21 protein-coding genes are annotated in these 22,137 nt (G+C 67.4%); 2 read left to right on the forward strand and 19 right to left on the reverse strand.

The genetic code is table 11. From position 1 onward, the window contains the following. Positions 1 to 4: 4 nt before the first annotated feature. Positions 5 to 1,615, reverse strand: a complete 1,611-nt coding sequence (gene secD, locus AC1RMY_RS16880) for a protein translocase subunit SecD (RefSeq protein ID WP_492866423.1) — start codon at positions 1,613 to 1,615, stop codon at positions 5 to 7. A 54-nt stretch (positions 1,616 to 1,669) separates the two neighbouring features. Further along, the gene (gene yajC, locus AC1RMY_RS16885; RefSeq protein WP_492866634.1) at positions 1,670 to 1,945 is read right to left on the reverse strand and encodes a preprotein translocase subunit YajC; all 276 of its coding nucleotides are present in this window, start codon (positions 1,943 to 1,945) and stop codon (positions 1,670 to 1,672) included. 317 nt (positions 1,946 to 2,262) lie between these two features. Between yajC and AC1RMY_RS16890 the strand changes: the two genes are divergently transcribed. Beyond that, on the forward strand, positions 2,263 to 3,150 hold the full coding sequence (locus tag AC1RMY_RS16890) for an ATP-binding protein (RefSeq protein WP_492866425.1): 888 nt from the start codon (positions 2,263 to 2,265) through the stop codon (positions 3,148 to 3,150). Between the two features lie 68 nt (positions 3,151 to 3,218). Here AC1RMY_RS16890 and AC1RMY_RS16895 read toward each other — a convergent pair whose 3' ends face one another. The 16 genes from AC1RMY_RS16895 to AC1RMY_RS16970 all read right to left on the reverse strand — a co-directional run bounded on the left by AC1RMY_RS16895 (position 3,219) and on the right by AC1RMY_RS16970 (position 21,186). Further along, positions 3,219 to 3,977, reverse strand: a complete 759-nt coding sequence (locus tag AC1RMY_RS16895) for a hypothetical protein (RefSeq protein WP_492866427.1) — start codon at positions 3,975 to 3,977, stop codon at positions 3,219 to 3,221. Between the two features lie 236 nt (positions 3,978 to 4,213). After that, positions 4,214 to 5,527 (reverse strand): peptidoglycan DD-metalloendopeptidase family protein, encoded by a 1,314-nt coding sequence (locus tag AC1RMY_RS16900; protein WP_492866429.1) that lies wholly within the window; start codon positions 5,525 to 5,527, stop codon positions 4,214 to 4,216. A 217-nt stretch (positions 5,528 to 5,744) separates the two neighbouring features. Continuing rightward, positions 5,745 to 6,431, reverse strand: coding sequence for a protein-L-isoaspartate O-methyltransferase family protein (locus tag AC1RMY_RS16905; RefSeq protein WP_492866431.1), 687 nt, complete (start codon positions 6,429 to 6,431; stop codon positions 5,745 to 5,747). Positions 6,432 to 6,574: 143 nt separating this feature from the next. Next, entirely contained in the window at positions 6,575 to 7,336 is a 762-nt protein-coding gene (surE, locus tag AC1RMY_RS16910; protein ID WP_492866433.1) for a 5'/3'-nucleotidase SurE, read from the reverse strand. A 219-nt stretch (positions 7,337 to 7,555) separates the two neighbouring features. Then, positions 7,556 to 8,965 (reverse strand): serine--tRNA ligase, encoded by a 1,410-nt coding sequence (gene serS, locus AC1RMY_RS16915; protein ID WP_492866435.1) that lies wholly within the window; start codon positions 8,963 to 8,965, stop codon positions 7,556 to 7,558. Positions 8,966 to 9,172: 207 nt separating this feature from the next. Continuing rightward, positions 9,173 to 9,997, reverse strand: a complete 825-nt coding sequence (gene tatC / locus AC1RMY_RS16920; RefSeq protein ID WP_492866437.1) for a twin-arginine translocase subunit TatC — start codon at positions 9,995 to 9,997, stop codon at positions 9,173 to 9,175. Beyond that, positions 9,994 to 10,533: a Sec-independent protein translocase protein TatB gene (gene tatB, locus AC1RMY_RS16925; protein WP_492866439.1), complete on the reverse strand. Its 540-nt coding sequence runs from the start codon at positions 10,531 to 10,533 to the stop codon at positions 9,994 to 9,996. The genes tatC and tatB overlap by 4 nt, the downstream gene beginning before the upstream one ends. Positions 10,534 to 10,580: 47 nt before the next feature. Further along, entirely contained in the window at positions 10,581 to 10,838 is a 258-nt protein-coding gene (locus tag AC1RMY_RS16930; protein ID WP_492866441.1) for a twin-arginine translocase TatA/TatE family subunit, read from the reverse strand. 69 nt (positions 10,839 to 10,907) lie between these two features. Beyond that, positions 10,908 to 11,954, reverse strand: a complete 1,047-nt coding sequence (locus AC1RMY_RS16935; RefSeq protein ID WP_492866636.1) for an ABC transporter ATP-binding protein — start codon at positions 11,952 to 11,954, stop codon at positions 10,908 to 10,910. Between the two features lie 247 nt (positions 11,955 to 12,201). Further along, positions 12,202 to 12,903: an SMC-Scp complex subunit ScpB gene (gene scpB, locus AC1RMY_RS16940; protein WP_492866638.1), complete on the reverse strand. Its 702-nt coding sequence runs from the start codon at positions 12,901 to 12,903 to the stop codon at positions 12,202 to 12,204. 2 nt (positions 12,904 to 12,905) lie between these two features. Beyond that, positions 12,906 to 13,736 carry a segregation and condensation protein A gene (locus tag AC1RMY_RS16945; protein ID WP_492866443.1) on the reverse strand — a complete coding sequence of 277 codons (831 nt, stop codon included), beginning with the start codon at positions 13,734 to 13,736 and terminating at the stop codon, positions 12,906 to 12,908. A 59-nt stretch (positions 13,737 to 13,795) separates the two neighbouring features. Continuing rightward, positions 13,796 to 14,806, reverse strand: a complete 1,011-nt coding sequence (gene nagZ, locus AC1RMY_RS16950; RefSeq protein WP_492866445.1) for a beta-N-acetylhexosaminidase — start codon at positions 14,804 to 14,806, stop codon at positions 13,796 to 13,798. 197 nt (positions 14,807 to 15,003) lie between these two features. Beyond that, entirely contained in the window at positions 15,004 to 16,098 is a 1,095-nt protein-coding gene (locus AC1RMY_RS16955; RefSeq protein WP_492866447.1) for a TRAP transporter substrate-binding protein, read from the reverse strand. Positions 16,099 to 16,340: 242 nt separating this feature from the next. Further along, positions 16,341 to 18,020: an SPOR domain-containing protein gene (locus AC1RMY_RS16960; RefSeq protein WP_492866449.1), complete on the reverse strand. Its 1,680-nt coding sequence runs from the start codon at positions 18,018 to 18,020 to the stop codon at positions 16,341 to 16,343. Between the two features lie 98 nt (positions 18,021 to 18,118). Continuing rightward, on the reverse strand, positions 18,119 to 19,882 hold the full coding sequence (gene argS, locus AC1RMY_RS16965; protein WP_492866451.1) for an arginine--tRNA ligase: 1,764 nt from the start codon (positions 19,880 to 19,882) through the stop codon (positions 18,119 to 18,121). Positions 19,883 to 19,938: 56 nt separating this feature from the next. After that, entirely contained in the window at positions 19,939 to 21,186 is a 1,248-nt protein-coding gene (locus AC1RMY_RS16970; RefSeq protein ID WP_492866453.1) for a deoxyguanosinetriphosphate triphosphohydrolase, read from the reverse strand. A gap of 86 nt (positions 21,187 to 21,272) precedes the next feature. Between AC1RMY_RS16970 and AC1RMY_RS16975 the strand changes: the two genes are divergently transcribed. Next, complete coding sequence (locus tag AC1RMY_RS16975) at positions 21,273 to 21,623, forward strand: HesB/IscA family protein (RefSeq protein WP_492866455.1); 351 nt, start codon at positions 21,273 to 21,275, stop codon at positions 21,621 to 21,623. A gap of 14 nt (positions 21,624 to 21,637) precedes the next feature. Here the strand turns inward: AC1RMY_RS16975 and AC1RMY_RS16980 are convergent, their stop codons facing one another. Next, entirely contained in the window at positions 21,638 to 22,117 is a 480-nt protein-coding gene (locus AC1RMY_RS16980; RefSeq protein WP_492866457.1) for a hypothetical protein, read from the reverse strand. Positions 22,118 to 22,137 lie beyond the last annotated feature (20 nt).

The following is a 22,137-nucleotide window of genomic DNA, read 5'->3' on the forward strand; positions in this document are numbered from 1 at the left end:
TGCGTCAGAACGGAAGGGTCTTGGGGCGGGCCCAGCGATACCACAGCGCAATCAGCATCCGCGTCAGCGTGACCGCCGTGATGACGGTGGTCAGGATGCCCAGGATGAAGACGACGGCGAAGCCCCGCACCGGGCCGGAGCCGAGTGAGAACAGCGCCACCGCCGCGATCAGCATGGTGACGTTGGAGTCGATGATCGTGGCGAAGGCGCGCTGGAAGCCCGCCTCCAGCGCCGAGACGAGGCTTCGGCCCTGATGCGCTTCCTCACGCATGCGCTCATAGATCAGCACGTTGGAGTCCACCGCCGTGCCGATCGTCAGCACGATGCCGGCGATGCCCGGCAGCGTCATCGTCGCCCCCAGCACCGACATCAGCCCGAAGATCAGGCAGACATGGACGAGCAGCGCGATCGAGGCGATCAAACCGAACACGCCATAGGTCGCGATCATGTAGAGGATCACGAGGATGGTCGCGATCAGCGTCGCCATCTTGCCGGCGTGGATCGAGTCGGCGCCGAGGCCGGGGCCGACGGTGCGCTCCTCGACGATCGTCATCTTGGCCGGCAGCGCGCCGGCGCGCAGCAGGATGGCGAGGTTGTTGACCGATTCAACGGTGAAATTGCCGGAGATCTGGCCGGAGCCGCCGGTGATCGGCGACTGGATGACCGGCGACGAGATCACCTTGTTGTCGAGCACGATGGCGAGCGGCCGGCCGAGATTTTCCGTCGTCGCCTGGCCGAAGCGCTGGGCGCCGCGGATGTTGAAGCGGAAGTTCACGATCGGCTGCGAAGTCCGCGAATCGAAGGCAGGCTGCGCATCGACGAGATCTTCGCCCTCGACGATGACGCGCCGCTCAACCGGCACCAGCGAGCCGCCGGAGTCCTGCGAAGGCAGCATGTCGACATCGCCGGCCTGGCTGTCGGCGACCATGCGGAACTGGAGCTTCGCGGTCTGGCCGAGGATGTCCTTCAGGCGCTGCGGGTCCTGCAGGCCCGGCACCTGCACCAGGATGCGGTCGAGGCCCTGGCGCTGGATGTTCGGCTCGGTCGTGCCGAGCGCGTCGACGCGCCGGCGCAGAACCTCCATCGCCTGCTCGACGGCGCGGCGCACGCGCTCATTGGCGCCGGCCTCGGTCACCGAGAGCTGGATCAGCCCGTCCGGTTGCTCGACGATGTCGATCGTCTGGTTGCCCGACGGCCCGAAGGCGCCGAGCGTACCGACCGGCTGGGCCAGTTCGCGCAGCTTCGGCAGGAGCTTCGCGCGATCGGCCGCCTCGGGCACGCGCACGCTCACCCCGCGCGCCGTCATGCCGATGCCGCCCTGGAAACCGATGCGCTCGTCACGCAGGATGCGGCGGACGTCGTCGCGCAATTGCGTCACCTGGCTGCGCACCAGATCGGCGCGGTCGATCTCGAGCAGCACATGCGAGCCACCCTGCAGGTCGAGCCCGAGCACGACCGCATGGATGGGCAGCAGGATGCGCGGAATCCAGGACGGAGCGCCCTGCTCGATCGCCTTGCGCGTCTCGGGCGAGAACAGGTTCGGCAGCGCGAAGCCGCAGCCGAAGAGCAGCACGAGCAGGACGACGATGACCTTGCGGGTCTGGAAACGGAGCATCTGCGTGAACAGCCTTGTTGTCGCGGGCCGGCCCCTGGCGGGGCCGGCGAGTCCTTAGCTCTTGACCGGCTCGCCCTTGGCCCGGACGTCGGTAATCATGCCCTTGATCAGGCGAACGCGGACGCCCTCGGCGATCTCGACCTCGATCTCAGCGTCATCCACTACCTTGGAGACCTTGCCGACGATGCCGCCCGAGGTGATCACGGTATCGCCACGCCGCACGTTCTTGAGCAGCTCCTGATGCGCCTTCACCCGCTTCTGCTGCGGACGGATGATCAGGAACCACATGATCACGAAGATCAGCACGAAGGGCACCAGCGACATCAGCATGTCGGTGGAGCCACCGGCGCCGGCGGCTTGGGCGAAAGCAGGGGTGATCACGAAAGGGCTCCTTCATCGCGGCGGCGCGGGGCGCCACCGGCCGCGGGGCGCGGCAATTTTCGTCGCAGGCTCAAAAAGCGCGCGGACTATAGCCAGCGACGCCGGTAAATCAATCGGATGCGCCCGCTCGCGCGGACGCGTCCCTCACCTATGGGCTTGCCGCTGTTCGCGCAATGGCCTTGCGCTTTGCCGCGGCACGCAGTTTAGGTTCCATCGGCCGTACCGCCCGTTACGGTTGCTGCGGATCACTCGTTCGAAGGCCTGACATGACCTCCGCTATCAAAGCCGACACCGACCAGACGCTCGCCACGCTGCTGCGCATCGCCGATGCGCTGGAGCGGATTGCACCGCCCGCCCGCAAGCCCGCCGACCTGACGCTCGCCGACGCCTTCGTCTGGCACCCGGCCGGCTCGGAGCTTGCGCCGGTCGCGCGCGTCAACCGCGTCGCGCTCTCGCTGCTGCGCGGGGTCGACCGCGTCCGCGACACGCTGGCCGAGAACACCGAGCGCTTCGCGCGCGGCCTGCCGGCCAACAATGTGCTGCTCTGGGGCGCGCGCGGCATGGGCAAGTCCTCCCTGGTCAAGTCCATCCACGCCGACACCAACCAGCGCCTGAAGGGCGATGCGCTGCCGCTCAAGCTGATCGAGATCCACCGCGAGGACATCGAGAGCCTGCCCGTCCTGATGGCGCTGCTCCGCCCCGACGCGCACCGCGCCATCGTCTTCTGCGACGACCTCTCCTTCGACGGCGGCGACACCTCCTACAAGTCGCTGAAGGCGGCGCTCGACGGCGGCGTCGAGGGGCGGCCGGACAATGTCGTCTTCTACGCCACTTCGAACCGCCGCCACCTGCTGCCGCGCGATATGATGGAGAACGAGCGCTCAACCTCGATCAATCCCGGCGAGGCGATCGAGGAGAAGGTCTCGCTGTCGGACCGCTTCGGCCTCTGGCTCGGCTTCCACAAATGCAGCCAGGACGAGTATCTCGAAATGATCGACGGCTATGTCGGCCATTTCGGGCTGAAGATCGACAGCGAAGCGCTTCGCCACGAGGCCCTGGAATGGGCGACGACGCGCGGCTCGCGCTCAGGCCGCACCGCCTGGCAGTACATTCAGGATCTGGCCGGACGGCTGGGCACGCGCCTCGAAGGCTAGGACCGGAACGTGTCGTCATGCCGGACTCGCACCATGAGCCCGGCAACGCCGAGCTCCGCGGCGGCCGCTCAGAGCTTGCGCAGGGCCTCGGACAGGCGGTTCTGATCCACGCCTCGCCCGTCCCGGAAGTTGAGCCGCCCGCCCGGACCAAAATAGGGCTTGAGCACCGAGACGCCGAAAAAGCAGGGCGCCGCCTTGCCGGAGCAGTTGACCGCGCGACCATGCGTTACGGCCACCTTGACGGGCGTCGCCAGCCCGGGAACCGATACCGAAATGTCGGCGACATTGTCGTCCTTCACCCCGCCGACGGAGAGCGCCGCCCTGTCGGCCCGCACGATGCTTCTGACAATGACGTAGTATTTGCCGCGCTGCCTCGCGACCTCCCTGACATACCAGCGCCCCAGCATGTCCTCGCCCGCGGCGGAGCCGGCAGTATAGGCTTCGCCCAACGCGGTGTAGATCTTGGCGTAGTCGTCGCGGATGGCGTTCTCGGCGACGAAGCTCACCTTGGTGCCGACTGCGGCAGCGACTTCGCTCTTCACCAGCTCGGACGGGAAGGTTCCGGTCAGCGCGATGCCGTCGATGCGCGTCGACGTCAGCGTCGTCGGCACTTGGCTACCAGCGTTCCGCTGCAGCTGGATGTCGTCGGACAAGCGCGTCAGCGTCGCCGCGTTCTGGTCGTAGAGATAGAGCGTTCCAGGGTTGAACAGCCCGGCATTGCGGTAGCCGAGCCCGGCACTCCGCGAAAAGCTCAGATCGGCGCCGAAATCACTATGGTGGCAACCGGCACAAAGTGCCGCCAGCGCCAGCCCGAACAATACCCGCATATGCAGCCCCCCAAAGACACATGCAACCTATGCATGTAATTTAGGAAACTGACAAGCATTGCTTGTGAGCCCTGGCTCAGGCCAGCAAAATGGCGGGGCGGCCTTTCCTGGGACCGCCCCGCCTTGTTCCGACCGGTGGGGTCTCGCGGAGACCGGTCGAAGGGTGAACTCAGGAGCATCGGCCCGAAAAGTGGGACGCGGTTTTCGGAAAAGCCGATGCGAAATAAGCGTCTGGATCAGTTGTTCAGATAGGGCGTCGGATCGACGGGCGAGGAGCCCTTGCGCAGTTCGAAGTGGAGTTGCGGCGAGGAGACGTTGCCGGTCTGGCCCGAATTGGCGACGACCTGGCCGCGCTTCACCGTGTCGCCACGCTTCACCTTGAGCTCGCCGTTATGGGCATAGGCCGAGACGTAGCCGTTTGGGTGGCGGATCAGGACGAGGTTGCCATAGCCCTTCAGCTCGCTGCCGGCATAGGCCACGGTGCCCCCCTCCGCCGCTTTCACCGGGGTCCCCTCCGGCACGGCGATGTTGATGCCCTCGTTGCCGCCCCGGCCGCTGAAGCCGGCAATGACGCGGCCGCGAGCCGGCCAGCGGAAATCGGCCTTCTCGCCGGCGTCTTCCTGCTTCGGCAGGCTCGCGGTGGTGGCGGGCTCCGGCTCGGCCTTCGGGATCGCAGTCGCCTTGGGCTCGACGGCAGGCGCGCTGGCGACGACGACCGGTTTGACCTTCTCGGGCGCCGGCTTGGCAGCAGCAAGGGCGGCAGGCTTCTCGGCAACCGGCTTGGCAGCGGCAACGGGCTTCGTGGCGACGGGAGCAGCCGCCGTCGGAGCCGACGCCTTGGCAGCAGCCTTCGCCTTCGCCTCGGCTGCGAAACGGGCCCGCGATTCGCGCATCGCCAGCGCATCGGCCTCAGCCTTCGCCTTGGCTTCGGCGGCAGCGGCCGCCTTCGATTGGGCGGCGGCAGCCTTCGCATCAGCGGCGGCGCGAGCGTCCGCCTGTGCCTTTGCACGCGCATCCTGAACCGGAGCGACCGGACGAACCGGCGCGACCGAAGCTGCCGGCGCTGGACCGGTGACGAAGCGCGACGCATCGGAACGTGTTTCGGGCTGGGCCTGGGCCATTTGCTGACGCGGAGCCGGCGCCGCACCCGCTGAAGCGTTGTAGACGGGAATCGTAAGGCGCGAGCCCGGCGCGACATTCGGGCTGGACAGCCCGTTGGCCGAGATCAGCGCCGCGCGCGGCACCCCGTAGCGGGACGAGATCATGTCGAGCGTCTCGCCCTGGGCGACGACGATCGGAGTGCCGCCCTGGGCGCTCCAACCCGTGGCGTTGCCGGCAACGGGCTGCGGCGCGGCGCTGCGGAGCGCGACGGCAGATTGCGGCGGAGGCAGCGGCTGCGAACGCACCGTGGCCATGGCCGGCGCCGGCGTCGAATAGACCGGCGTGTTGGCCGAGCGACCGATCGACCCGGTGGTGGCCGGATCGCGCGCCGGGGCCGGAGCCTGGGCTGTCTTGAAGGGATTCGCGAAGGGGGTTTCCGTGAACCGCATCGTCTCGGACGAGCAAGCACTGACGCCGAGGGCGAGCAGGCAGGCCGTCGACGCACGGAGGACGATACGAAACTGAACCGATCCGGCTTGGCTACGCATGGATGGGGCACTCGCGAACAACGCAACTCGATGACGGGCATTAAAGCCCCGTTCAGGTTACGAAAGCGTTTCGCGCCGGGTCATCGCGTTTGCTTTTTCGCAGGCGGCAGCGAACTGCCTACAGCGCTCGCGCCAACCCCGGCACCAGCGGCGGCAGGCGCACGGCCGGGCCCATCGCATGATCGAAGCCGCCATCCGCCAGCCGCGTAACCACGACGCGGCGGGCCGCACCCTCGACCCGCAGCGCCCCGACCAACCGCCCTCCCTGCGCCAGCCGCATCAGCAGCGATTCGGGGATGGCATGGGTCACGCCGTTGACGAGAATGCGGTCGAAGCGCCCGAGCGTCCGGTCGGGCTGGAAGCCGTCGGCATGGCGCAGTTCGACGGAAGCGCCATAGCCGCTGCCCGCGACGCGCTCATGCGCCGCCAGCGCCAGCGTGCGGTAGCGTTCGAGCGAAACCACCTCCGCCCCCATCGCCGCCATCAATGCGGCGACATAGCCCGAGCCGGTGCCGACCTCGAGCACACGGGCGGAAGCCTGTAGGTCGAGCGCGGTAAGAAGGGCTGCGACCGTGTGCGGCGCCGTCATCGTCTGGCCGCAGGGCAGCGGCACCGAGACGTCCTGCCGGGCGAGATCGGCGAAACGCGCCGGCGCGAAGCGCTCCCGCGCGACCCGTTCCATGGCGCGCAGCACGGCGAGGTCGCGCACGCCTTGCGCCCTGAGCGACAGCAGGAAGGCAACGGTGCGTTCGCCCTCGCTCGCCGGCGTCTCCTCGCCTATCCCGCCGCCCTCGCCCTCGGTCATGGTTCAGTTGGCGACAATCGGAGAGAGGGACCAGCCGTCATGCTCGGCCTTGTGCCGAGCATCCACGTCTTGAACACCGCCTTCGCCCAGCGAAAACGTGGATGGTCGGGACAGGCCCGACCATGACGCGGACCGGCCTTCGATCACGCGAACACCCGCGCGAAGCGGGTCAGAGTCGGCTCATGCGTCAGGTCGAGTTCGAGGGGCGTCACCGAGATCTTCTTCTCGGCCAGCGCGCGCAGGTCGGTGCCGTTGGCCGGCTCAGTCTTGCCGCGCGCGAAGGCAATCCAGAAATACGGGTTGCCGCGGCCGTCCTGGCGCGGCTGCAACTGCAGCAGTTCCTGATCACGCCGGCCCTGCACGGTCACCGCGATGCCCTCGACCTCGCCGGGTGCGACGTTCGGGAAGTTCAGGTTGAACAGCACGTCGGAGGGAATGCCCTCCGCCAGCAGCCGGCGGATGATTCCGGGCGCATGCTGCTCGGCGCAATCCCAGCGGATGTTCTCGCGCCCGCCCGGCCCATAGGCCTGGCTGACGGCGATCGAGGGAATGCCGAGCAGCGTGCCCTCCATGGCGGCCGCGATCGTGCCCGAATAGGTCACGTCCTCGGCGACGTTCTGGCCGCGATTGACGCCGGAGAGCACGAGGTCGGGCCGGTTCTCGATCATGATCGAGCGCGCCGCCATGATGACGCAGTCGGTCGGCGTGCCGGTCACGGCGAAGCGTTTCTCCGAAATCTGGCGCAGCCGCAGCGGGTTCGACAGCGACAGCGAATGCGCGACGCCCGACTGGTCGGTCTCGGGCGCCACGACCCAGACGTCGTCCGAGAGCTGCCCCGCGATCCGCTCCAGCACGGCGAGCCCCTCGGCGTGGATGCCGTCGTCATTGGTGACCAGGATGCGCATGGATCAGGCTTTCAGTTAGGCGACGGCAGTGAGCGAAGACCGCGGGGAACCCCTCTCCTGTAAGGAGAGGGGCAGGGGTGAGGTGTCGGCCGTTTGACGCTGTGGCCGTGAGCCAACGGCGGCCCCCTCGCAGGTGACTGGTCGAGGGGCCATCCCCTCACCCTGCCCTCTCCCTATGGGAGAGGGTTCCGCGCGCCTTATTTTCCGAACGAGGCGCACTTACGCCTTCTCGATGCGCGTCACGCCGCGCATATAGGGCACCAGCACGTCGGGCACCGTGATCGAGCCATCGGCGTTCTGGTAGTTCTCCATCACCGCGATCAGCGCCCGGCCGACCGCCGTGCCCGAGCCGTTCAGCGTGTGGACGAAGAACGGCCCCTTGCCGTCCTTGGTCCTGTAGCGGGCGTTCATCCGCCGCGCCTGGAAATCGCCGCAGACCGAGCAGGACGAAATCTCGCGATAGGTCCTCTGGCCGGGCAGCCAGACCTCGATGTCGTAGGTCTTCTGCGAGGCGAAGCCCATATCGCCGGTGCACAAGGTCATCACGCGATAGTGCAGGTCGAGCTTCTTCAGCACGGCCTCGGCGCAAGCGAGCATGCGCTCATGCTCCTCGCGCGACTTCTCCGGCGTCGTGATCGAGACCAGCTCGACCTTTTCGAACTGGTGCTGCCGCAGCATGCCGCGCGTATCGCGCCCGGCCGAGCCGGCCTCGGCCCGGAAGCAGGGCGTGAGCGCGGTGTAGCGGCGCGGAAGCTCCTCCTCGGATAGGATCGATTCGCGCACGAGGTTGGTGAGCGGGACTTCGGCGGTGGGGATGAGCCAAAGGCGATCAAGATCGATCTGTGAAAGCAGATACTTATCTAAATCTTGCCCTCCTGCCGCCGCGCGCATCGCTGCTTCGCCCAGCGCAAACAGCCCCTTCAACTTCGGAGCACTGCGGCTCGTCGCGAACTGGTCATCCTCGAACTTCGGCAGTTGCGCGGTGCCGAACATGACCTCGTCGCGCACCATCAGCGGCGGCATCACCTCGGTATAGCCATGCTCCTCCGTATGCGTATCGAGCATGAACTGCCCGATCGCGCGGCTCAGGCGCGCGATCTGCCGCTCCAGCACGACGAAGCGCGAGCCCGACAGCTTCGCCGCCGTCTCGAAATCCATCTGGCCGAGCGCTTCGCCGAGCTCGAAATGCTCCTTGGGCTGGTTGACGCCGACGAGGCGCTTGCCCGTCTCCTCCGGCCTCACGCCATGGACCGACTTCACGACATTGCCATGCTCGTCCGCGCCTTCCGGCACATCGTCGTTCGGCTTGTTCGGGATCGCGGCGAGCTGTTCGTCCAGCGCGTCCTTGGCCGCCTTCTCCTCGGCTTCGAGCGCCGGTTGCAACTCCTTCAGGCTCGCGACCTCGGCCTTGAGCTTCTCGGCGAGCGCGACGTCCTTGGCGCCCATCGCCTTGCCGATTTCCTTGGAGAGGGCGTTGCGGCGCTCCTGCGAGCTTTGAGCCTTGGCGATGGCCGTGCGGCGGGCATCATCCAGCGCGAGCAGCGAGGCCGACAGCGGCTCGAGCCCCCGCCGCTTCAAGCCGGTGTCGAACGCCTCGGCGTTCTCGCGAATCCATTTGATGTCATACATCGTCGTCAGGCCACGCCATCACGTTCGGGAACAGCGTGATGCTCTAGACCGGGATGAGTGTCTAGGGAACAGGGAAGGTGTCGGAACGAGCCCTCCCCGTCATGGTCGGGCTTGTCCCGACCATCCACGTCTTCGCTGGGCGGGACCTGAGTTCAAGACGTGGATGCTCGGCACAAGGCCGAGCATGACGCGGATGGACAGTGAAACTTACTCGCTCGCCGCGTCCGCAGCGTCGTCCGCCGCCTGCTTGGCCGCGCGCTGCTTCTCGACATAGCGCACCGAGAACACCGAGAGCTCGTAGAGCAGCAGCATCGGCACGGCGAGCATGAGTTGCGAGATCACGTCCGGCGGGGTCAGCACGGCGGCGACCACGAAGACGAAGACGATCGCGTAGCGCCGCTTTTCCTTCAGGAAGGTCGAATCGATGATGCCCGCCTGCCCGAGCAGGGTCAGGATCACCGGCAGCTGGAAGGAGATACCAAAGGCGAAGATCAGCGTCATGATCAGCGAGAGATACTCGCTGACCTTCGGCAGCAGCGCGATGCCCGCCTGCCCGTCGCTCGCCGCCTGCTGCATGCCGATGGAGAACTTCATCAGCACCGGCATGGCGAAGAAGAACACCATCGCCGCACCGGCGACGAAGAAGATCGGCGTCGCCGCGAGATAGGGCGCAAAGGCCTGACGCTCGTTCTTGTAGAGCCCCGGCGCTACGAATTTGTAGATCTGCGTCGCGATCACCGGAAAGGCGAAGAAGCCCGCTCCGAAGGCCGCGATCTTGATCTGGGTGAAGAGATATTCCAGCGGCGCCGTGTAGATGAGCTGGACGTTGGCGCCCGGCCCCGCCGCCCAGACATAGGGCTGCACGAGGATGTTGTAGATCTGCGTCGCGAAGGCAAAGCAGATGAAGAACATCACCAGGAAGGCGATCAGCGACTTGATCAGCCGCGAGCGCAATTCGATGAGATGGTCGATCAGCGGTGCGCGGGAGGCCTCGATCTCGTCTTCGCCCTCGCGCGGATTGGCGACGCTCATGCAGCGCTCCCTTCGCCCGGCTCGGCCGCGGCGGTCTTGCGCTTGCGCGGCGCCTTGGCGGGCGCGGGTTCGGCCGTGGCTTCAGCCGCCGTCTCCACGGGTGCGGCCTTGCGGCGGCGCTTCGGCTTCTCCTCCTCGGCGACCGCAGGCGCGGCCTCGGCGGGAGCGACCTCTGCCGGCGTGATCTCGACCGGCGGCAACGGATCGGGCGCGGGGAGCGCGGCGAGCTTGGCCTCGGCTTCCTTGATCGCCGCATCGTCGAGCCCGGTCGAGGCGGGCATCTCGATCGGCTTGAAATCAGTGTTCAGCGAACTGGACACGGAGCCGCCGACATCCTCGACCTGCTTCTTCAGGTCATGGAGCTCGGCCTCGCGCATCGCGTCGTTGAACTGCCCCTGGAACTCGGCAGCCATGCGGCGGATCTTGCCGATAGCCTGGCCGGCCGTGCGCATCGCCTTCGGCAGGTCCTTGGGGCCGATCACGACGAGCGCGACCGCCCCGATCAGCATGAATTCGCTCCAGGCGATGTCGAACATCGACGGCTCGTCCTCTCAGCCTCCCGCACGTGGCGGGCGGCTCGGCCTCAGGCCTTGGTCTCGGCCTTGGCCGCAGCGGGATTGGTCGCAGCCGGGTTGGTTGCCTGCGCGTCGATGATCTTCGGATCGGCCGGGGTCGCGGCGCTCGGCGGCGGCGGGGGCGTCTCGTCCTCTGCCATGCCCTTCTTGAACGACTTGATGCCCTTGGCCACGTCGCCCATCAGTTCGGAAACCTTGCCGCGTCCGAACAGCAGCATCACGATGACGCCGACGACGATCCAGTGCCAGATGCTCACGCCACCCATGGCGGACTCCCCTTCAAATTAATGTGCGACCGGGGAAATCCGGCCCCGGCCGGTCGCTTGTGGCGGAACCTATGTGTCCCCCGCAGGGAACACAAGAACTTCATCGGACGGAATGTCGAGGCCGACATCCTCGCCCTCGGCGATCGCGCCCGCCAGCGTGGCTCGGACGGACAAGAGCCGCTCGAAGCCATCGACCGCGATCTGCAGATGGTCGACCTCGCCGAGGAAGCGCCGCGTCACGACTCTTCCGGGCAGGCAGAAGCCCTTGGGCACGATCCGCACCGCATGGGGCCGGATGCAGGCCACTGCCTCGGCTCCCTCGACCAGTCCCTTCGCCGGAAAGCGCCCGAACGGCGTATCGACGGCACCGCGCGAGACACGTCCGGCGACCTCGGTAAAATCGCAGAAAAATCGGGCGGCAAAGAGACTGCCGGGCTTGCGGTAGAGCTCCTCGCCAGTGCCGATCTGGACGATCTCGCCCGCTCGCATCAGCACGATCCGGTCGGCGATGCGCATCGCATCCTCGGGATCATGCGTGACGATGATCGAGGTCGCACCGGTTTCCTGCAGCAGGGCCGCCGTCTCGTCGCGAACGACGTCGCGCAGGCGCCGGTCGAGATTCGAGAAGGGCTCGTCCATCAGGAGCACGCCGGGGCGCGGGGCGACGGCGCGCGCCAGCGCGACCCGCTGCTGTTCGCCGCCCGAGAGCATGTGCGGATAGGAATCCGCGAGATCGGCCAGGCCGACGCGGGCAATGGCCCGCAGCGCGGTCGCATCGATGGATGCTTCGCTCTCGCCGCGCACGCCGAGGCCGAAGCGGACATTCTCGCGCACGGTGAGATGGGGAAACAGCGCATAGTCCTGGAAGACCAGGCCGACCCCGCGCTGCTCCGGCTCGACGAAGCGGTCGGGCGACGAGACGTCCCGGCCCTCCAGCAGCACGCGACCCGCGCTCGGCCGCTCGACCCCGGCAGCCAGCCGCAGCAGCGTCGTCTTGCCGCAGCCCGACTGGCCGAGCAGGGCGACGATCTCGCCAGGCGCGATCGACAGCGAGACATCGTTCAGCGCCGTGACGTCGCCGAAACGCTGGGTCACGGAATCGAAGCCGAGCGCCATCGGGATGGCGGCCCCCGCCGTGCCGCGCCGTCCCCAGCTCAGCCAGCGCGATTTGGTGTCGTTGACGGCCAAAAGATACTCCGAACTTCCAAAATCACGCGCGTCATTCCGGACAAGCCGCGTCAGCGGCGCCGCTCCGGAATCCGTCCTAGAGCAAAGTCCGGCAAGGATCGGGCTCTACGATGGATTCTGGGTCTCCGCCGCGCTGCGCCCGGAATGACGGCGCGGGTGGACCAAACGACCCGCCCTACCCGCCCGCCCCATGCGGCCCGCCATCGCTCTCGTCAAGCGGCGTGAACAGATCGCCGAGCGGGTCCTCGTCGGCGCGCAGGTCCGGATCGTCGTCGGGCACGGGCACGGTCAGGTCGCGCGTCAGCCGTCCCTCGATGAAGCCGGAGCCCTTCAATTCCTCGAGGCCCGGCAAATCGTCGATGCGGTCGAGGCCGAAATGATCGAGGAAGCCCGGCGTCGTGCCGAAAGTCACCGGCCGCCCCGGCGAGCGGCGTCGGCCGCGCAGGCGCACCCAGCCGGCCTCCAGCAGGATGTCGAGCGTGCCCTTGGCGGTGGCGACGCCGCGGATCTCCTCGATCTCGGCCCGCGTCACCGGCTGGTGATAGGCGATGATCGCCAGCACTTCGAGCGCGGCCCGCGACAATTTGCGTGGCGGTTCGGCTTCCGCCGCCAGCAGATAGCTCAAGTCGGGCGCCGTCCGGAAGGCGAAGCCGCCGGCGACCTGGCGCAGATTCACCCCACGCGGCTCGTAGAGTTCGGTCAGCCGCACCAGAACCTGCCCGATGTCGATGCCGGATGGCACCGAGCGCGCCAGTTCCTCGGCCTGAAGAGGGACGGCGGAGGCAAAGAGCAGCGCCTCGACCACGCGCGTCGCCTGCGCGAAGGCTTCCGCGCCGCCGTCTTCCCCGTCATCCTCGAAGGGCTCCACCATCGCCATCGTCATGGCGCATCCCGGTTGACCAGCGGCAGGGCCGGCGGACGCGCTGAGCGGCGGCGCAGATAGAGCGGTGCGAAGGCCTCGTCCTGCCGGAGGTCGAGCACGCCTTCCTTGACCATCTCCAGCATGGCCGAAAGCGCCGACGCCCGCACCGTCGCCGCCATCTCACGCGCGGGGAGGCCGTGCGACGACATGTAGCGGGTGAGATAAGGGTCGATCTGCGTCCAGTCGCCAGCTTCGCCGACCAGCCGCTGCAACGCCTCGCGCGCCTCGACCAGCGACCAGACGACGCGCTGCCCGACCGAGATATGCCCCTGCACGCGCTTCATCCGCTGCTGGGCATAGGCCGAGAGGAGGTCGTAGAGTTCCGCCTCCCACACCGGCCGGGCGCCCGCGACGATCGCCTCAGGCGCGCCGCGCGCGAACACGTCCTGCCCCAGCCGCTCGCGCGAGGCGAGCTTGCGGGCCGCCGCGCGGATCGCCTCCAATCGGCGCAGCCGCAGCGCCAGCGCGGTCGCGAGGTCGGCCGCGCTCGGTTCCTCGCCCTTGGGCGGCTCCGGCAGCAAAAGCCTCGATTTGAGATAGGCCAGCCAGGCCGCCATCACCAGATAATCGGCCGCCAGCTCAAGCCTGAGCGCCCGCGCCTGCTCGACGAAGACGAGATACTGCTCGGCCAGCGCCAGGATCGAGATGCGTTGCAGGTCGACCTTCTGCCTCCGGGCGAGGTCGAGCAAGAGGTCGAGCGGCCCCTCATAGCCGTCGACATCGACAAGCAGGGCCGGCTCGTCGTCGCGACGCGGGCCATCATCCTCGAATGGCAGTTGCGCCGCCATGGCTGGCCGCCCCTTTCTCGCTCACGCGAAAGACGCGTGACCACCGCAGGTTCGACGGTTCAAGCGTTCAAGGCAAGCGCACTCGCTACCTGCGCACGCGCGCTGTCCACATCGAGCGGCTCGGGCTCGTGCCGGATGCGCGCCAGCGCCATCGCGGCGCGGCGCGCGCGGTCGCCCTTCATCTCCGGCACGGCACCGGCGATCGCGACCATCTCCTCCATGATGCCGTGGCAATGCAGCACCACGTCGACGCCCGCCCGGATCGCGGCGCGCGCCTTCTGCGCGAAGCTGCCGGACAGAGCCTTCATCGAGATGTCGTCGGTCATGATCAGCCCGTCATAGCCGAGCTCGCCGCGCATGATCTCGCGCACCACCTCGCGCGAGACGGTCGCCGGGTGCCGCGGATCGAGCGCGGTGAAGACGACATGCGCCGTCATCGCCAGCGGCATGTCGGCGAGGTGCCGGAAGGGCCGGAAATCATGCGCCCGGAGTTCATCCAGCGGGGCATCGACAACGGGCAGGTCGTGATGGCTGTCGGCGCGCGCCCGGCCATGACCGGGCATGTGCTTGACCACCGGCAGGACGCCGCCGGCCAGCAGCCCCTCGGCCGCCGCCCGCCCGAGCCGCGCCACCATCTCCGGCTCATGGGCATAGGCGCGGTCGCCGATTACGTCATGGCTGCCGGCGACGGGCACGTCGAGAACCGGCAGGCAATCGACATCGATGCCGACGCTTTTCAGATCGTGCGCCATAAGACGGGCCGAAAGCCTGACGATCTCGCGCTGCATCACCGGATCGTTGATCGCGAGGAAGGCGCGCGCCGGCGGGTATTTCGGCCAGTTCGGCGGCGCCATGCGCTGGACCCGGCCGCCCTCCTGGTCGATCAGGACCGGCGCGTGCCAACCGACGGTCTCGCGCATCTCGGCGGTCAGGGCCGCGACCTGCGCCGGATCCTGCGTATTGCGCCGGAACAGGATGAAGCCCCAGGGCCGCGCATCCCTGAAGAAGGCGCGCTCGTCAGGGGTCAGGCTCGTGCCGAGGCAACCGGCGATGAAGGCGCGTGAGGTCATGGTGATGGGGTAGGAAGGCTGAAAGGCCGGGTCAACCCTCGCCGTCATCCCGGCCATAGCGAAGCGGAGCGCCGGGATCCATCGGAGGGCTCCAGAGCTCTACGATGGATCCCGGAGCGGCGCGGCTTCGCCGCTGGTCCGGGATGACGGCCGCAGGTGTTGGAGCGGCCATCATCGACCATCCGGCTTCATCGCCCTCAGCGCATCTGCTGCGCCATCTGGGCGTTGAACGCGTCGAAGGGCAGCTCGGCGACGCGGAACCAGAGGTTTTCCTTCTTCCAGTACGGCAGGAAGGAATCGTAGAACGTCTTGAACTCGGCGTTCTTGGCGGCGAGTTCGCCATACATCGCGAAGGCCTCCTTGAACGCCGCCAGCATCACCTCCTGCGGGAAGGGGCGCAGTTCGGCGCCGGTGCCCGCGAGACGGATCAGCGCGTCGGGATTGCCGTGATCGTATTTGGCGACGCAGAGCGCGTTCGCCTCTGCGCAGGCGGCCTCGACGATCGCCTTGTAGGCGGCCGGCAGCCCGTTCCACTTCTCGAGGTTCACCAGGAAGGAGACGTTGGCGTTACCTTCCCAGAAGCCGGGATAATAGTAGTACTTCGCAACCTTCTGGAAGCCGAGCTTCTCGTCATCGAGTGGGCCGGAGAACTCGACCGCGTCGAGCGTGCCGCGCTCCAGCGCAGGGTAGATGTCGCCGCCGGCGATCTGCTGCGGCACGACGCCGAGCTTGGACATGATCTGCCCGCCCATGCCGGCGATGCGCATCTTCAGGCCCTTCAGATCATCCAGCGACTTGATCTCCTTGCGGAACCAGCCGCCCATCTGCGCGCCGGTATTGCCCGACGGGATCGTGTAGAGGCCCTGCTTCTTCATGAAAGCGCGGCACAGCTCGAGCCCGCCGCCGGCATAGAGCCAGGCGTTCTGCTGGCGGGTGTTGAAGCCGAAGGGCAGCGAGGTCTCGAAGGCGAAGGCCGGGTCCTTGCCGATATAGAAGCTCGACAGGGTGTGGCTGCACTCGACCGTGCCGTTCTGCACGGCGTCGAGCGCCTGCAGGCCGGGCACGATCTCGCCGGGCGCGAAGACCTGGATCTGGAAATTGCCGTCGGTCGCCTCGGCGACGCGCTTGGCGACCTGCGTCGAAAGCCCGAACAGCGTGTCGAGGCTCTTGGGGTAGCTCGACGTCAGCCGCCAGGCGATCTTGGGCTGCGACTGGGCGATGGCGGGAGCGGCGATCGCGGCGCTGCCGGCGGCACCGGCGGCGGCTGTCTTCACGAATTTGCGGCGGTCCATGGTATCCTCCAGGGTGTTCTTATGGTCTTCGGTCGCCGTGCCCCGCGGGTTTTCGAAATGTCCTGCGAGCTTTGTAAGGCGACACTGCCGCGCGCCTCATCGCACGAAACCGAAAGCCGGACCACTGGCCAAACCGCCAAGGCGGGTTGCGCCGGACGCGAACGAAAAAACCGGCGGCGCAAGGCGCCACCGGTTCGAAATCTTCCCTGACGATCAGAGCGTGATCGTCAGTTCTTGTCCAATCAGTTCTTGGCGATGAAGCACTGGCCGCCCGCGGCCTGGAGAGCGGTACACATCGTCGTGGCGTCGTCGCGGGAATAGGGGCCGACACGCAGCCGGTACACCGTCTTGCCGCCGGCGAGTTCGGTCTTGCGCACGATTGGCGCCTGGCCGCCGAGTTGGCCCGGATATTTGCGCTGGAGCGCGGCGAAGGTCGCACGCGCCTCCGACTCGCTGCCGGGGGCACCGAGCTGGACCACGAAATCGCCGGTTCCGCTGCGGATCGCGGCCGTGGCTGGCGTCGGGGCCGGTACGGCGGGAGCCTGCGCCGCAGGCGGAACGCTGGCGACCCGCATCGGCGCCGAAGGCGTCGTCGCCGCGGCGCGCTCCTGCACCTTGGCGGCTTCGGGAGCCTTGGGAGCTTCCTGAGTCGGCGTCGTCGCCGGGCGGGGCCGTGGCTGGGCGGTGGCGGTCGTCGTCACCGGATCGGCGGGAGCGATCGCGCCCGGCCTGACCGGTGGCGCCGAACCCGTGGCCATCGGAAGGTTGCCGTTGGTATAGCTCGTGGGGCTGTTGGCGGCGGGCGCGGGCGTCCCATCGGGCCGGATCGAGACCGTGCGGACCCGGCGCGGTTCGCCCAGGCCCGGAACCGGCGGCACCGGCGTCAGCGCCGGCTCGACCGGCGCCGGATCGCGCGCGATCACGGCAGGAGCCTGGGTCAGCGCATTCGCGGCTGGCGTCGTGGCCGTACCGGTGCTCGGCCCCGGCAGCACGACGCGCGCCGGCAGCGAACGCGCCGCCTGCTGCACGTCGACCGGCTGCTCCTCACGGCTGACGACCTTGGTCTGCCCTGCGGGCGTTTCGCCCGGGCGCTCATAGATCTGCTTGTTCTGGTTCGGAATCTCGGCGCCGCCTGGATTGGCGGGCTGGACCTTCGTCGGCCCGGTATCGGCGGCGATGGTCGGCGGCTGACCGTCCGAACGGATCGTCGTGCCGCGCAGCGACATCGCGACGCCGACACCGGCGACGCCGACCACGATCAGCGCAGCGGCCGCATAGAGGCCTTTGCGCGAACGGCGCGGCTCGAGATCGGGCATCTCGTCATCGGCCGGCAGCGCGGCATGAACCGGCTGCGCGTCATGATGCTGCTGCTCGTAATAGGGATAGGGCTCGCGCGCCTCGTCGAGATCGCGCGGCGCCGGGGCGACGCCGTGTCCGGCGGCGGCGCGCTGATAGGCCTTCGGCTCGGGCAGGTCGAAGCTCTCGTCCTGAACTGGAAAACGCGGCTCGGCGCGCGCCGGCGCAGCAGTGGCGGCAACAGGAGCCGGCGGAACGGGGGCCGGACGGCCTCCATCCGTGCGCCGCAGCAGCGCCTCGAACTCGTCGAGCGCGCCGCGCAGCTCGGCCGGGGGCGGCGACTGCTCGACAGCCGCCTGCAGCTCCTGGACGGGATTGAACGACGGCTCCTGCCGCGGCTGCACCTGGCTTTGGGCCTGCCATGGCGCCTGCACTCGCTGAGGCGCCGCGGCCTGGCCGCGATGCCCGAAGATGTCCTTCAGCGGATCGCCCTGATCGACGATGCGCGTCAGCTCGGCCAGCGGATCGACGGGCTGGCCGGCCTTCGGCGCCTGCCCCGCGCTGCGAAGCTGGCGCTCGAGATCTTCGAGATCGAGCGCGAAACGGTTTCTAGCTGGCTCACTCATGGCATGATCCATCCCAGCGCAGGCCGACAGCACGCATGGGATGCCCAAAGCGTTTTGCGGTCAACCTGACCTTGTGCGCACCGAGGGCCAAGCGGCCGTCAGCGCATCTCTTCCGGCGCCGCAACTCCGGCGACAGCCAGACCGGAAGCAAGGACGCTGCGCACCGCGTGCACAAACGCCAACCTCGCCAAGGTCGACTCTCGATCAGTTTGATTAACGAACCGTAATTGCGGCGAGTCTTTGCCCTTGTTCCACAAGGAGTGGAAAGCGCTCGCCAGCTCATGCACAAAAAAGGCCACGCGATGTGGCTCGTGCGCGGCCGCCGCGCCTTCGATGATTCGCGGATAGGCCGCGATCAACTTGACGATACCGACTTCCGCCTCGTCGGTCAGGCGGGCGAGGTCCGCCTGCGCCAGCGCCGCCGGGGCGAGGTCGAGATCCGGAAAGGCCTCGCGCGCCTGCCGGAAGATCGAGGCGCAGCGCGCATGCGCATACTGGACGTAGAAGACCGGATTGTCCTTGGATTGCTCGACCACCTTGGCAAGATCGAAGTCCAAGGTCGCGTCGTTCTTGCGGAAGATCATCATGAAGCGGACCGCATCGCGGCCGACTTCGTCGATGACTTCGCGCAAGGTGACGAAATCGCCCGAGCGCTTCGACATCTTCACCGGCTCGCCATTGCGCAGCAGCTTGACGAGCTGGCAGAGCTTGACGTCGAGCTCGCCCTCCCCATGCGTCACCGCCTTCACCGCCGCCTGCATGCGCTTGACATAGCCGCCATGGTCGGCGCCCCAGACGTCGATCATCTGGGGATAACCGCGCGTGAACTTCGAGCGGTGATAGGCGATGTCGTTGGCGAAATAAGTGTAGCTGCCGTCCGACTTCAGCAGCGGCCGGTCGACATCGTCGCCGAAGCGGGTGGCGCGGAAGAGCGTCTGCTCGCGATCCTCCCAATCCTCGTCCTTCTGTCCCTTGGGCGGAGGCAGCCGGCCCTCGTAGATCAGGTCGCGGGCGCGCAGATCCTCGATCGTCTCCTTGACCGCATCCTTGTTGCCGTCGACCTTCTGCAGCGAACGCTCGGAGAAGAATACGTCGTGGACGACGCCGAGAGCGGCGAGATCGTCGCGGATCATCGCCATCATGCCGTCGATGGCGGCGGCGCGCACCAGCGGCAGCCACTCCGATTCGGGCTTGCCGAGCAGCGCATCGCCATGGGCCTTGGCCAGGGTCTCGCCGACAGAGACGAGATAGTCGCCCGGATAGAGCCCCTCGGGGATGGTGATCGTCTCGCCCAGCGCCTCGCGATAACGCAGGAAGGCGGAGCGCGCGAGCACATCGACCTGCGCGCCGGCGTCGTTGATGTAGTATTCGCGCGTCACGGCATGGCCGGCGAAGGCGAGGATGTTGGCGAGCGAATCGCCGAACACCGCGCCGCGGCCATGGCCGACATGCATCGGCCCGGTCGGATTGGCCGAGACATACTCGACATTGACCTTCGGCTCGGGCTTGAGCTGGCCGCGCCCATAGTCGAGACCGCGCTCGACCGCATCCTTCAGGATCGCGGTGAAAACGGCCGGCTGCAGCGTCAGGTTGATGAAGCCCGGCCCCGCGATCTCGCACCGGACAATCTCGGCATCCTTCGTGAGCTCTTCGACCAGCAGCACCGCCAGCGCGCGCGGATTGGTGCCGGCCTCCTTGGCGAGCACCATCGCGGCATTGGTCGCGAGATCGCCATGGGCCGGATCCTTGGTCGGCTCGACCACGACACGCCCGAGATCGAGCCCGGCAGGCAGGGCGCCTCGCTCGGCCAGAGCCGAAAGCGCGGCGGCAACACGGGCGGAATAGGTCTCGAACAGGTTCATGGCGGCCAATATCTGCTGCGAACGGGCAAGCTATGCGGATTTGGGAACGCCCGGCCCTATCGCAGCGAGGGGGTCGCGTCAAACAGGCGGCGGTGCTCGTCGAGCGCGTACCAGTCGGTCATCCCAGCGATATAGTCGGCGATCCGCCGAGCTCGGCGATGCGCATCGAGCGCCTCGCAGCCCGAAGCCCAGTCGGCCGGCATCAAAGCCGGATCGGCGCTGAAGCGGCAGAACAGGTCGCGCACCACCTGGGCCGCATCGGCGCGGATCGGCGCGATCCGGGCATGGCGATACATGTTGGGATAGAGGAAGGCCTTGATCTCGCGGTCGGCGGTCTCGATCGCCGCCGGGAAGGCGATCACGGGCGCCCCCGCCCGCCTGATCGCATCGGCATCGGCCGGCGCCAGCTTCGCCAGCCGCGCCTGCGACTCGGTGATCACGCCTTCGACGAAGCGCGTGATCACCCGCCGCACCAACTCGTTGGTGGTGCGGGCCATCTCGAGCCCGGGATGCAGCACCTCGATCTCGTGGAGGAGTTCGGCGAGGAAAGGCACCGCCCCGAGCTCGGCATGGCCGAACAGCCCGGCCCGCAAGCCGTCATCGATGTCATGGGCGTTATAGGCGATGTCGTCGGCGAGCGCCGCGGCCTGCGCCTCGGCCGAGGCGTAGGAATCCAGCCAGAGGTCCTGCTTCGCCTGGTATTCGACGATCGCGGCGGGAATGCCCGTCGCCGCATAACGCTCGGTCGGCGCCCCGTCCGCCAGCAGCAACGGGCCGTTGTGCTTGACCAGCCCCTCCAGCGTTTCCCAGGTCAGGTTGAGCCCGTCGAAACCGGCATAGCGCCGCTCCAGCCGGGTCACGATCCGCAGCGTCTGGGCGTTGTGGTCGAAACCGCCGAACGCCGCCATGCATTCCGCCAGCGCATCCTCGCCGGTGTGGCCGAAGGGCGTGTGGCCGAGGTCATGCGCTAGCGCCAGCGCCTCGGCCAGGTCCTCGTCGAGCCCGAGCGCCCGCGCCAAGGCGCGCGCGATCTGCGCGACCTCGATCGTATGCGTCAACCGCGTGCGGAAATGGTCGCCCTCATGCGAGACGAAGACCTGGGTCTTGTGCTTGAGGCGGCGGAAGGCGGTCGAATGGATGATGCGGTCGCGGTCGCGCTGGAACGGATTGCGCGTCGGCGAGGCCGGCTCGGCGATCAGCCGGCCCCGGCTGGTCGCGCTGCGGCAGGCATAGGGAGCGCGCCAGCGATCCCCGGGCTCGAAATCGGGCCCGGCCGCGAAAGGAAAGCTCTGTGGATGCGGCATGGCAGACCCGTCGCCGCCTCCGGCTTGTAGAGGCGCTGCGGCGCAATTACCTTTGCAGGCAACGAAGGTGCAAGGAGCATCTGCTGATGACGACCGATATGCAGGTCAATCCGCGCGGCATCGCCGTCACGGACAAGGCCGCGACCCGCATTCTTTCCGTGATGGAAAAGGAGCCGCCGGGCTCGATGTTGCGCGTCAGCGTCGCCGGTGGCGGCTGCTCGGGCTTCCAGTACATCTTCGACGTCGACCGCGAGAAAGCCCCCGGCGACCTTGTGATCGAGCGCGACGGCGCGACCGTCCTGATCGACGAGACCTCGCTCGACCTGCTCGAAGGCTGCACGATCGACTTCGTCGACGACCTCGTCGGGCAATCGTTCAGGATCACCAACCCGAACGCCACGAGTTCCTGCGGCTGCGGGACGTCGTTTGCGTTGTAGCGATAGGTGACCAGCTACTTTGGCAGAATCGGCAATAGCCGTCGAAGTTCCGCGCTAGGAAGGCTTGGCCTCACTGGAGGCGAGTCTATGCCGAGGCGTTGCTCACACCCAACGACAGAGTCGCGGTACTCTGACCAGGTGCGGTCTGCCCATTGGGCCTTATGAGCGGGCGAATTCTCTTCAGACTTATTGAGCTCAGGCGAAATGATCGATGCGTGAAACAGCACGGTAACAGATAGCTGCGTGTACGCCTTCCAGCATGCACTTATGGAACGCAACCGTTGCGCGGCATCGTCGTCGGCAACGTCCGCCATTATTTCGTTGTGAATGTCGAGCAATTCGCGGCTTGATCGCGATGCAAATGCCCCAATCGCCATTCGCTCAAGCGAGATTAGTTTGCGATAGAGCGGATCGGAATTCGGGGTTTGCGCAGCCGCAATCCCAATGAAGATAGAAATAAAAGCAAGGCCAAGGAAAACACGGGCAAGCATCATCGATCCTGCCCTTTCTTGAA

This window comes from Allobosea sp. GW822-FHT03F07, from assembly GCF_058801345.1.

Coding starts and splice junctions, on each gene's coding strand:
- secD (WP_492866423.1), bottom strand. CDS start 1,615: ATGCTCCGTTTCCAGACCCGCAAGGTCATCGTCGTCCTGCTCGTGCTG.
- yajC (WP_492866634.1), bottom strand. CDS start 1,945: ATGCTGATGTCGCTGGTGCCCTTCGTGCTGATCTTCGTGATCATGTGG.
- AC1RMY_RS16890 (WP_492866425.1), top strand. CDS start 2,263: ATGACCTCCGCTATCAAAGCCGACACCGACCAGACGCTCGCCACGCTG.
- AC1RMY_RS16895 (WP_492866427.1), bottom strand. CDS start 3,977: ATGCGGGTATTGTTCGGGCTGGCGCTGGCGGCACTTTGTGCCGGTTGC.
- AC1RMY_RS16900 (WP_492866429.1), bottom strand. CDS start 5,527: ATGCGGTTCACGGAAACCCCCTTCGCGAATCCCTTCAAGACAGCCCAG.
- AC1RMY_RS16905 (WP_492866431.1), bottom strand. CDS start 6,431: ATGACCGAGGGCGAGGGCGGCGGGATAGGCGAGGAGACGCCGGCGAGC.
- surE (WP_492866433.1), bottom strand. CDS start 7,336: ATGCGCATCCTGGTCACCAATGACGACGGCATCCACGCCGAGGGGCTC.
- serS (WP_492866435.1), bottom strand. CDS start 8,965: ATGTATGACATCAAATGGATTCGCGAGAACGCCGAGGCGTTCGACACC.
- tatC (WP_492866437.1), bottom strand. CDS start 9,997: ATGAGCGTCGCCAATCCGCGCGAGGGCGAAGACGAGATCGAGGCCTCC.
- tatB (WP_492866439.1), bottom strand. CDS start 10,533: ATGTTCGACATCGCCTGGAGCGAATTCATGCTGATCGGGGCGGTCGCG.
- AC1RMY_RS16930 (WP_492866441.1), bottom strand. CDS start 10,838: ATGGGTGGCGTGAGCATCTGGCACTGGATCGTCGTCGGCGTCATCGTG.
- AC1RMY_RS16935 (WP_492866636.1), bottom strand. CDS start 11,954: ATGGCGCTCGGCTTCGATTCCGTGACCCAGCGTTTCGGCGACGTCACG.
- scpB (WP_492866638.1), bottom strand. CDS start 12,903: ATGGCGATGGTGGAGCCCTTCGAGGATGACGGGGAAGACGGCGGCGCG.
- AC1RMY_RS16945 (WP_492866443.1), bottom strand. CDS start 13,736: ATGGCGGCGCAACTGCCATTCGAGGATGATGGCCCGCGTCGCGACGAC.
- nagZ (WP_492866445.1), bottom strand. CDS start 14,806: ATGACCTCACGCGCCTTCATCGCCGGTTGCCTCGGCACGAGCCTGACC.
- AC1RMY_RS16955 (WP_492866447.1), bottom strand. CDS start 16,098: ATGGACCGCCGCAAATTCGTGAAGACAGCCGCCGCCGGTGCCGCCGGC.
- AC1RMY_RS16960 (WP_492866449.1), bottom strand. CDS start 18,020: ATGAGTGAGCCAGCTAGAAACCGTTTCGCGCTCGATCTCGAAGATCTC.
- argS (WP_492866451.1), bottom strand. CDS start 19,882: ATGAACCTGTTCGAGACCTATTCCGCCCGTGTTGCCGCCGCGCTTTCG.
- AC1RMY_RS16970 (WP_492866453.1), bottom strand. CDS start 21,186: ATGCCGCATCCACAGAGCTTTCCTTTCGCGGCCGGGCCCGATTTCGAG.
- AC1RMY_RS16975 (WP_492866455.1), top strand. CDS start 21,273: ATGACGACCGATATGCAGGTCAATCCGCGCGGCATCGCCGTCACGGAC.
- AC1RMY_RS16980 (WP_492866457.1), bottom strand. CDS start 22,117: ATGATGCTTGCCCGTGTTTTCCTTGGCCTTGCTTTTATTTCTATCTTC.